At 58.6% G+C, this 9751-nt stretch carries 10 protein-coding genes; 8 read left to right on the top strand and 2 right to left on the bottom strand.

Annotated features, from left to right (window positions below; genetic code table 11):
- A partial coding sequence (hscB, locus tag ACH2ED_RS05520) for a Fe-S protein assembly co-chaperone HscB (protein ID WP_395089208.1) occupies window positions 1–450 on the top strand: 450 nt, incomplete at its 5' end.
- 2 nt (window positions 451–452) lie between these two features.
- Here the strand turns inward: hscB and ACH2ED_RS05515 are convergent.
- Entirely contained in the window at window positions 453–1082 is a 630-nt protein-coding gene (locus ACH2ED_RS05515) for a 5'-nucleotidase C-terminal domain-containing protein (protein WP_395089207.1), read from the bottom strand.
- Window positions 1054–2197, bottom strand: a protein-coding gene (prfB, locus tag ACH2ED_RS05510) for a peptide chain release factor 2 (RefSeq protein ID WP_395089206.1) whose coding sequence is annotated in 2 segments (ribosomal slippage) — window positions 1054–2139 and window positions 2141–2197 — 1143 coding nt in all. Because the reading frame shifts where the segments join, the coding sequence is not laid out codon by codon here. Before prfB ends, ACH2ED_RS05515 begins: the two co-directional genes overlap by 29 nt.
- A 75-nt stretch (window positions 2198–2272) precedes the next feature.
- Here prfB and ACH2ED_RS05505 point away from each other — a divergent pair.
- The 7 genes from ACH2ED_RS05505 to ACH2ED_RS05475 all read left to right on the top strand — a co-directional run bounded on the left by ACH2ED_RS05505 (window position 2273) and on the right by ACH2ED_RS05475 (window position 9748).
- Window positions 2273–2731, top strand: coding sequence for a DUF2231 domain-containing protein (locus ACH2ED_RS05505; RefSeq protein ID WP_395089205.1), 459 nt, complete (start codon window positions 2273–2275; stop codon window positions 2729–2731).
- Window positions 2732–2748: 17 nt separating this feature from the next.
- The gene (locus ACH2ED_RS05500; RefSeq protein WP_395089204.1) at window positions 2749–3957 is read left to right on the top strand and encodes a hypothetical protein; all 1209 of its coding nucleotides are present in this window, start codon (window positions 2749–2751) and stop codon (window positions 3955–3957) included.
- A gap of 94 nt (window positions 3958–4051) precedes the next feature.
- Complete coding sequence (locus ACH2ED_RS05495) at window positions 4052–5239, top strand: citrate synthase (protein WP_395089203.1); 1188 nt, start codon at window positions 4052–4054, stop codon at window positions 5237–5239.
- 3 nt (window positions 5240–5242) lie between these two features.
- A complete protein-coding gene (rfbD, locus tag ACH2ED_RS05490) occupies window positions 5243–6106 on the top strand; it encodes a dTDP-4-dehydrorhamnose reductase (protein ID WP_395089202.1) in 864 nt (287 codons plus the stop codon).
- Window positions 6107–6151: 45 nt separating this feature from the next.
- The gene (locus ACH2ED_RS05485; RefSeq protein ID WP_395089201.1) at window positions 6152–7009 is read left to right on the top strand and encodes a phytanoyl-CoA dioxygenase family protein; all 858 of its coding nucleotides are present in this window, start codon (window positions 6152–6154) and stop codon (window positions 7007–7009) included.
- A 9-nt stretch (window positions 7010–7018) separates the two neighbouring features.
- A complete protein-coding gene (locus ACH2ED_RS05480) occupies window positions 7019–7927 on the top strand; it encodes a dihydrodipicolinate synthase family protein (protein ID WP_395089200.1) in 909 nt (302 codons plus the stop codon).
- Window positions 7928–7936: 9 nt separating this feature from the next.
- Window positions 7937–9748, top strand: a complete 1812-nt coding sequence (locus ACH2ED_RS05475) for a CRTAC1 family protein (protein ID WP_395089199.1) — start codon at window positions 7937–7939, stop codon at window positions 9746–9748.
- The last annotated feature ends 3 nt before the right edge of the window (window positions 9749–9751 follow it).

Raw genomic sequence — 9751 nt, 5'->3', positions numbered from 1 at the left:
TCGCGGCGTTTTCATCCGGATCGCTTTGCCGCCGCCACTGCCGAGACCCAGGACGACGCGCTCACCTCAACGGCGCTTGTCAACGATGCGTACCGCATCCTCAAAGACCCATTCACCCGCGCCGAGTATCTGCTCCGCCGAGAGCGAAGTGTGAAGCTAGGCGAGCTGCGCGACTCCAAGCCACCCAAAGCACTTTTTGCCACCGTGATGGAGCTGCAAGAGGCGCTGATGGAGTTCCAGGACGGTGACGCGAGCCAGCGAACGAACTTGGAAGCAGCACACGTCGAATTCACCGAAGCCTATGCTACTCTCAAAGCACGACTGAGTCAGCTCTTCACCGCCTACGATGGCGGGGAGACAGATGCGGCCCTCGACGGTATGCAAGAAGTGGCGGCCACACGCGGCTATCTCCGGCGCGTGCTGGACAACCTCAATAAAACCCTGTGCTAGACCTACTTGTCTACCCGAACGATGCGTCCCTCGATCTTGCCAACTTGCCCCGCGGGCAAGGCGCGTAGCGCAGTGGCAAGGGTGACGGCTTTTGTGCCGGGGAGAATCTGGTCTTTTTTCCAGATCTGAAAGTAGCCTTGCTGACCATCGGCCAGAGGGCGCGTGGTGGCGACTTTGTAGAGTTTCTTGGGGTCAAGAGGCGTCCCCCCTACCGTGATTTTCACCACACGCTCCCCAATGTCGTGGCTGGCGTTGTACTGGAAAGTGAGCCCTGAGACCTGTAGAAAACCCGCGAACGGGGTTCCCGCAAAAGACACCGAGCGCTCCAGGGCATCTTTGAGCTGGCTACCACGGACACTGAGCACCACGATCTCATCAGTCGCGGGATCGAGCAGAGCTGTTGCCGTCTCAGGGGAGACGGCCTTACTGCCCTTGAAGGCGGCAGCGGGCACCAGCGCGACATCTGCGCCTGCACTCAAACGAACGGCATCCGCCACCAAGTTCCCCGCCTCGGCCTCGCCAAGACGGATCGCGGTTTTCTCCGACTGTGCCTGTACAGGGAGCGCTAGGCCCCCTAGTAACAATCCTGCCAGTGCGAGAAACTTAATCTTCGTCGTTTCCATCGGTTGCATCTCCTGCTGCTCCTTTACCGGCAAACCAGCGCAGATACCCTAGCTGGAGCGCCTCAAGGTTGCCGTCCATAATCGCATTCACATCGGTCAGCTTCACCCGACTTCGGATATCCGTCACCTGGGTATAGGGCTGAAAGACATAGTTACGAATCTGACTTCCCCACTCAATTCGCTGCTGATCGCCACGAAGCTCCGCCATCTTCTGATCGAACTTGCGCGCCTCAACTTCAGCGAGCTTTGCTCTTAAGACGCGCATCGCGACCTCTTTGTTTTGTAGCTGGCTGCGCTGGTCCTGGCAGGTCACCACAATATTGGTCGGGATGTGCGTGATGCGCACGGCGCTGCTGGTTTTATTGACGTGCTGGCCGCCTGCACCGCTTGCCCGAAAGGTGTCGAGCCGCAGGTCTTTGTCATCAATCACCAGCTCGCTGTCATCTTCGATCTGCGGGAGAACTTCCACAGCGGCGAAGCTGGTCTGGCGCTTGCCATTGGCGTTGTAGGGAGAGATTCGTACCAGGCGATGCACCCCGTGTTCGGAGCGCAGCATCCCATAAGCATTTCGTCCCGTCACAAACACGGTCGCGGAGGAGATTCCCGCCACTTCTCCGGGAAGTTCCTCATTGACTTCCGCCTGGAAGCCATTGGCCTCCGCCCAGCGCAAGTACATCCGCAGGAGCATCGCGGCCCAGTCACAGGCTTCCGTCCCCCCCGCCCCCGGCTTGATCTCGAGGATGGCATCGTGGGCATCATAAGGACCAGAGAGAAGTGTGGCATTTTCCACCTTATCCATGCCCGCCATGATTGCCTCGGTATCGGAGCGCACCTCGGGCTCATACGCCTCCGGGTCATCGTCGGACTCGGCCATCTCAATCAGAACCAGCGTGTCATCTAGTTTCCGTCGCAAATCTAAGTAGGGCAGTACCTCCTCTTTCGCTTTTGCGAGCGCTTGCATTGTTTTTTGGGCACGAGCCACATCGTCCCAGAGCGAGGGTTCCCCCGCGAGAGCTTCGAGCTGTGCTATCTCTTTATTTCGACGGGGAAGGTCAAAGATGCCTCCCGATATCGTCGAGGCGCTCCGCAAGCAGGCCCAAATCTTTGGATATATCCGCCAGCATATAGTTTCACCATTAACGAAAGTACGGGCCGCCGAAAGCGGCGACCCGTCTGCGTTTATTGTATCATAGGGGGGTATGCCTCAGGAAGACCCTATCAAGCTCTGGCAGCACCTTCATGGTGCCAGCGTTCACTTTGCACTTGCACTCACTCTTGTTTCCTTTGCCTTTGACCTAGGGAGTAAGATTTCTGGAAAAAAAGAATGGCGCACTGTCGGTTTCTGGGCGCTAGTCGTGGCCGTCACGCTCTCCCTGCCCGCGATATTCTCAGGGTTCTGGGGGCAGCTTGGCTGGTTTCGCGTGGAGAAATGGGAGGCGGACCATCTTCTGCCTCACCGTAACTTTGCGCTGGGCGGTAGCATCGGAATCACCTTGTTGCTGATCTGGAGGAGTGCCACGAGAGACTTTGGGGTTGGTTTAGCCCAGGATCGTAGAGGCGATAGACTCTATCTGGGCTACCTGGTTCTCATGCTTGCGGCGACGGTTGTCATTGGCTACACGGGCTATCTTGGTAGCTATGTCGCCAGAACTTACTAAATTTCAAGAAATCAGTTATGCGTCCTAAAATCTTCACGTTTCGCAGCTTCTTGCTCGCCCTCGCCGCACTAGGCATTCTGGGTGGACTGGCTTTCTGGGGCTATCGTGGCTTCCCCCTGCCCTTTGTCGGCGTCCCCAGTACGGCGGGCAAGATTGCCTTTGTCTGGGAAAAAGACGGCCAGAGCGATATCTATCTGGCAAGTGCAACGGGCGGCGAGCCAACCCAGCTCACCCGTGATACGACTCTGGAGGGCGAGCTTGCCTTCTCTGCAGATGGCCAGCGTCTTGTGTTCACCGAAGATCACGGTCAGAGCGGCGTTCGCCAGGTATGTCTTACGGAAGCGGCGCCGGGCCGAAGGCAAATCACGCTAACGGTAAATGAGTCCACCAAGGAACAACCCTATTTTCGCGGCGACCGCGACTTGTTTTTTCTGGACAGCGGAAAGATTGGTAGAACCACCACGGATGCATCCGACTCCGACGCGATCTTTCCAACGGTCGAGGGGAAGCGTGACAATGTCGCACTCGCCGCTCTCTTTGCGGAGGGTGGCATCAGTCAGTACGCAGTCTCCCAAGACGGTGAGACCATTCTAGCCGCAGTCAAGCGCGAGCACGGCCACCTACTCGTGGTCTATCAGGTTCAGGATAAATTCCTGGCTCTCCTGGGATCTTCTCAGGATCTGCGTTTCCAGGCACTCAAAGACGGCAGCTTTGTCGTGCTCTTCACAGGAGGAGCCCCTCTGAAAGAAGCCATGCAGATTCCAAACCCAAAGACGGAGGAGGAGAAACAGATGGCCTCAGAGCAGATGGGGAAACTTCTAAACCAGATGTCCTCACAAAACGATGTCATGGAGGGTAAGTCGGTTCTGGTTCATTTTGACGCGAAGCTTACTCCTCAGAGCATTATCCCTCTTCCCTTTATCGCGGATGGCTTCTGCGTAGCCCCCGATAGCAAGCTGCTGGCGATCTATATTTCAGAAGCGCGGGATGGCAAGTCCACGGGGCTATTTGTGGGCAATATCACGGCACAAGATCCTCCCACACTGCTCTACAACAAACCCGTCCGTGCCGTTACCTGGTCGCCGGACAGCGCCTCATTGGCCTTTGTCGCCGACAAAGAGCTACTGGTCACACCCGCAACAGGCACGGATACACCGATCAATTTGACCCAGGGCAAGGGCAAGGCATCGTCTCCAGTGTGGTCTCCCATCCAGGTAAAAAAATAACGTGAATTTCTGGTAGTTTGCCGACGTTGACAAGCAAGCTACTGGCAGGTACTATCTCTCGGCAATCTCCAACCAAAGGATTCTTTAGATAAACATGAGTTCCCCCGAAACCCAGGCATCCGAACCGACGATCCACGATGGTCTTAAAGGCGTCGTTGCCGCAAAGACCCAAATTGCGGAGGTAGATGGTCAGAACGGGAAGCTGACTCTGCGCGGCTATGATATCAGCTCCCTTTCTGGCAATGTCACGTTCGAGGAAGTTTGCTATCTGCTCTGGCACGGCAAGCTCCCCAATCGTGCTGAGTACGACACTCTGAGAGCAGAAATGTCGGCTGCTCGTGAGCTGCCGGAGGCGACCCTGGCAACCCTGCGTGCCTGTGCGCCCCACGCCGAGGGGATGGATATTCTGCGCATAGGAGCTTCCACCCTAACCATTGGCGATCCAGAGTCGGCTTGGCCCATCAATGCTCCTGCGGATGTAGAAAATGCCCTGCGCCGCGCCGCACGCCTTCAAGCACAGATGGCCGCGATTGTGGCGCACAGCTACCGCCTAGGCGAGGGTAAAGAAATTGTCCACCCCAAGTCGGAGCACAGCGTGGCTCAGGGCTTCCTCTACATGCTGGAGGGTACGGAGCCTAGTAAGGCGCGTGTGGCGGGCCTCAATGCCTACTTAGTCGCCGTCGCGGAGCACGGCTTCAACGCCTCGACTTTTGCGGGGCGCGTGATCCAGTCCACCAACTCGGACATGGTCTCGGCACTGACGGGCGCGATTGGTGCCCTCAAAGGCTGGCTCCACGGCGGTGTCCCTGGCCCCGTGTTAGACATGCTCGATGAGATAGGCTCTGAGGAGAATGTCCAGCCCTGGATCAGTGCCGCGCTCGATCGAAAAGAGCGCATTATGGGCTTCGGGCACCGCGTCTATCAAGTGCGCGACCCCCGTGCTGCCCTGCTCTCTGAGGCCGCCGATAAGATGGCTGACGAGACCGGGGATCATCACTTGCTGAATCTGATCAAGATTGTCGAGCAGACCACGGTGGATGAGCTAGAGAAGCGTAAGCCGGGCAACAAGCTCCGCGCCAATGTGGAGCTCTACGCCGCGCTGATTCTGCATGCCGTGGGAATCCCCTCCGAGATCTTCACGCCCGTCTTTGCGATTGGCCGAACCAGCGGCTGGACGGCCCATATTTTAGAGCAGATGCCCAAGAGCCTGATTATCCGCCCCGAGTCCATCTACGGCGGCCCGCGCGATCTGGCGTTTGTCCCGATGGACGAGCGCGCGTAGACGATGCGCCTACGCCTCCTCGTTGTCGGAGCGGGTGGGATGCTGGGAAGCGATGTCGTGGCCGAAGCCGAGCGCCGAGGCCACGACATTGTTGCTTTAGCGAGCCGTACTGCACTGGATATCACCGATCTCACCGCCGTCTGCGCCTGTCTTCGTCTTCACCGCCCCGACGCGGTCATAAACTGCGCCGCCTGGACCAATGTAGATGGGGCACAGAGCGAGCCGGAGGCAGCCTGGCGGCTCAACGCGCTGGGCGCTGCGCACCTTGCCGCCGCCTGTAGCGAAACCCGAAGCTGGCTGATTCAGGTCTCCACCGACTTTGTCTTCGACGGCGAAAAAGGCAGCGCCTACCACGAGTTCGATGCCCCGAATCCACAGAGTGTCTACGGCGCGAGCAAAGAGGCGGGCGAGCGTCTCGTGCGCCAGACCCTCCCGGATCGGCACCTGATCGCTCGCACGTCGTTTCTCTACGGCCCCCACGGCAAAAACCTCGTAGATACCATCGTCCGCGCCGCCCTGACTCGCCCGAGCCTCACGTTCGTCGAGGATCAGATCATCAGCCCCACCCACACCGCCGATCTTGCTACCGTGCTCCTGAATTTAGCCACTGAGCCTCTGCCCGGCACCTACCATGTGGCGAGTGCCGGGCAGTGCTCGCTCCTAGAGTTCGCAAAGTTCATTGTCGGCGAAGCGGGCCTAGCGACACCGGTTCTGGGCACCACCTTCGCGCAGTATGTCGCCACCGCCAAACCCGCCGCTCCCCGCCCGCGTGTCTCGCCGCTGGAGCGTAAGATGCTCACGCTCCGTGGCATGGACACCATGCCGGACTGGAAAGATGCGATCCGTTCCTATCTGAAGCGGCGCTAACAAGAGTGAGCAGGAATTGGCCCGCGCTCTGGTGAAGCAAAAGCCATGGAACATGTACTCACTGCCGAGGATCGGGCGTTTTTCGATCGCTGGGGCTACCTTGTCGTGAAAGGGGTCGTCCCCAAGGAAAACTGTGATGCCGTTGTCACCGACATCTACACATTTTTGCAGATGGATCCGAATGATACGGATACCTGGTATCCGCCGGAGCGGCGCGGCTCACTCGCGCACATTCACCAGACCCAGTCGCTCTGGGACAACCGACAGAATCCTCGGCTCTACCAGACATTCGTGGACCTCTACGGTACCGAGAAGCTGTGGGCGAGCCTGGACCGCGCCTGCTTCAAACCACCGCTGAGTGAGAAGCACCCGCAACACCAGGACAAGGGCTTTGTGCACTGGGACATGGACACCAGCACGCCGCCAGAGACATGGCGCTTCTTCCTCCAGGCCGTGCTCTGCCTCACCGACACCACCGAGGACATGGGGGGCTTCTGCTGCATCCCCGGCTTCCACCGCGAGAATCTCGTGCGCTGGATCGCGGAGCAGCCCGAGGATCGCCATAAGCATGTCCCGGATCTCACGCGCCTCCCCGAGGGCATGGCCGTCACCCCGATTCCCGCCGAAGCGGGCGATCTGGTGATCTGGGACGTCACCCTGGCCCACGGCAACGGAGCGAACCACGGAGCGGCACCTCGGCTCTGCCAGTACGTGACACTCTATCCGGAAGGCGACGAAGCGACCCGCCTGGATCGCATCGCTTGCTGGCAAGAGCACCGTGCCCCGGACGGCTGGGCCAACAATATTCCCGAGCCTCTCCAAGGGCGCGAGAGGGTGCTCTACCCCGAACCCGCCATTTTGACCGATCTGGGCAAGAAGCTCCTCGGGCTGAAGAGCTGGTAAAATCCCCCTATGACAACGCCCGATGCTCTTCGTACACAGCTCTCCGGGGTGATTGCCTTCCCGGTAACACCTTTTCATGACGACCTCTCGCTGAACCTTGCCGGACTTCGACATAATCTTCAGGCACTCAAAAACGCACCGATTTGCGCGGTTGTCGCAGCGGCAGGCACGGGTGAGTTTCACACGCTCTCGCCAGATGAGCTGAAGCAAGTGATTGAAGTGACGGTTGCGGAAATAGGCGGGCGCGTGCCGGTACTGGCGGCAGCAGGAATCAATACGGCGCTCGGGGTGGAGCAGGCCAAGCAGGCACAGGCGGCAGGTGTGGACGGTCTTCTGCTCTTTCCCGCGTACTATCCCACGGCCGACGACGACGCGCTGCTGGCCTACTATAAAACACTGGCTGATGCCACGCCGCTTGGGGTGCTGATCTACTCCCGTGATAGCTTTAACCCCTCACCTGCTTTAGTGCAGCGCCTGGCGGACTCGATTCCCAATCTCATCGCACTCAAAGACGGCCAGGGAGACACGCGCCGCTTGCAGCAAATCATGCACAAAGTCGGAGAGCGTCTTCACTGGATCGGTGGTGCGGGCGACGATGCTGTGCCAGGCTACTACAGTATCGGGATTCGCACCTACACCTCAAGTATCGCGAATCTCTCGCCACAGATCTCCCGCCAATTGCACGACACCGCAGCAACAGGCGACCAGGATGCCCTCGCCGAATTGATGCAGCGCTACGTCTTGCCGCTCTACACGTTTCGGGCACGGCGAAAGGGCTACGAAGTTTCGGTTATGAAGCGGCTCATGGATAAAATTGGGCTTGTCGGAGGCCCCGTACGCCCGCCGCTCGCCGATCTGCGCGAGAGTGAGTACGCGGAGCTGGAACTTCTGGCGACGCTCTGGCGTTCCGAGCGGTAGAATAACACTATGGAACAGAACAACGCCGGAGCCCCCAAAACGGTGGCACTTCTCGCTTTCATCGGGCTGCTGGGCTGGTCCTGGTGGCGAAATCAGAAAAATGTCTCGCCTCCCACGCTAAACACAGCGGGAGGGCTGCAAGCCCTGGCCGCCTCGGATTCCCTCTCGCGCTACGGCTTCGCTCTCACGCAGAGCGCCAAGGCACTGGGAGTTGACTTCACCCACACGTCGCCCACACTCGATCCAAAGCTGGAGCCGATCCTACCGCGTATCGCCGATATGGGCGCGGGCGTCGCTGTGGCCGACTACAACAAAGACGGCTGGCCCGACTTCTATGTCACGCGTTCGGGTGAGAACAGTAAGAACGCACTCTACCATAACAAAGGCGACGGCACCTTCGAGGAGGTTGCGGAAAGACTCGGTGTTGCGGATCTCAATAAAGACGATACCGGAACTAGCCAGGGCGCTCTCTGGGGAGACTTCGACGGTGATGGCTGGGAGGATCTTCTGGTCTACAAGTGGGGCCGCGCCGAGCTCTTCAAAAACAACGTGGGCAAGAGCTTCACCCGCGTCACGGAGACAGCCAATCTGCCTCAGTGGATGAACGCCAACACGGCGACGCTGCTCGACTACGACCGCGACGGCAAGCTCGATATTCTGCTCTGCGGCTACTTCGACGAGCAGCACGATCTTTGGCACCTCAAGACCACCAAGATCATGCCCGATGCTCTTAACTTCGCCTCTAATGGCGCGACCAAGCACTTACTGCATAACGAAGGTAACTTCACGTTCCGCGACACCACCCAAGAAGTTGGGATGACCAACCGCTCCTGGCTACTGGCCGCTATCGCCGCCGATCTGCGTGGCACCGGCTACCCCGATCTCTTTCTGGCGTCGGACTATGGCAAGCCGGAGCTATGGCGCAACAATAACGGAAAAAGCTTCACGCAGATCGGCGAGGAAGCAGGGATCCGAAAGCAGTCCAAGAGCGGAATGAACGCCGCATTCGGGGATATCTACAACGATGGCCGCCTCTCGGTCTATATCTCCAATATCTGGGAAGATGGCCAGGTAATGCAGGGCAACAACCTCTGGGTTCCCAAAGAAGGCACCGGAAAGAGCTTAGAGTACGAGAACTTGGCGGAGGCAGTGGGTGTCGAAAAAGGCGGCTGGAGCTTTGGGGCACAGTTCGGCGATCTGAACAACGATGGCTTCCAGGATCTCTATCTGACCAATGGCTATATCTCCGCAGATAAAGACAAGAGCTACTGGTACGACTACTCTATTATCACACCGGCAACGGCTGAGATTCTCAAGGATGTGACGAACTGGCCCCCGATGAAAGGCCGCAGCCTCTCGGGGTACCAGCAGAAGCGTGTCTGGCTCAATGATGGCGCAGGGCGTTTTACGGAAGTGGCGCAGGCCGTGGGTGCGACCGATCTCTTCGATGGCCGTGCGGTGGCGCTTGCGGATCTCGATAATAATGGCACCCTAGACATTCTCGTGGCAAATCAGCGCGGCCCGCTACTGGTCTACAAAAATCAGGCGGATCCCAAGAACCACTGGCTAACGGTCTCTCTGGAAAGTAAGACCAGCCCTATCGGTGCCGAGATAACTCTCTTCTGGAAGGGCATGAAGCAGCGCCAGGTTGTCACGGGCGGTGTCGGCTTCTGCGCACAGAACGATAGACGTCTTCATTTTGGCCTCGGCACGGGCTCCGTGATCGAGAAAGTGGAAATCCGCTGGCCAGGCGGTAAAATAACGACGATCCCCGCACCGAAAGCGAACCAAATTCTTACCGTTAAAGAAAGCACTCCTTAAGCA

The organism is Armatimonas sp., from assembly GCF_043757465.1.
GTDB lineage: Bacteria > Armatimonadota > Armatimonadia > Armatimonadales > Armatimonadaceae > Armatimonas.
Note: the sequence above shows the minus strand (reverse complement) of the source record. Positions and strands in the feature narration are given on the sequence as shown.

Excerpts from the sequence above, each read along its gene's own strand:
- ACH2ED_RS05485 (WP_395089201.1), top strand. The coding sequence starts at position 6,152 with ATGGAACATGTACTCACTGCCGAGGATCGGGCGTTTTTCGATCGCTGG.
- ACH2ED_RS05500 (WP_395089204.1), top strand. The coding sequence starts at position 2,749 with ATGCGTCCTAAAATCTTCACGTTTCGCAGCTTCTTGCTCGCCCTCGCC.
- ACH2ED_RS05475 (WP_395089199.1), top strand. The coding sequence starts at position 7,937 with ATGGAACAGAACAACGCCGGAGCCCCCAAAACGGTGGCACTTCTCGCT.
- rfbD (WP_395089202.1), top strand. The coding sequence starts at position 5,243 with ATGCGCCTACGCCTCCTCGTTGTCGGAGCGGGTGGGATGCTGGGAAGC.
- ACH2ED_RS05505 (WP_395089205.1), top strand. The coding sequence starts at position 2,273 with ATGCCTCAGGAAGACCCTATCAAGCTCTGGCAGCACCTTCATGGTGCC.
- ACH2ED_RS05515 (WP_395089207.1), bottom strand. The coding sequence starts at position 1,082 with ATGCAACCGATGGAAACGACGAAGATTAAGTTTCTCGCACTGGCAGGA.
- ACH2ED_RS05480 (WP_395089200.1), top strand. The coding sequence starts at position 7,019 with ATGACAACGCCCGATGCTCTTCGTACACAGCTCTCCGGGGTGATTGCC.
- ACH2ED_RS05495 (WP_395089203.1), top strand. The coding sequence starts at position 4,052 with ATGAGTTCCCCCGAAACCCAGGCATCCGAACCGACGATCCACGATGGT.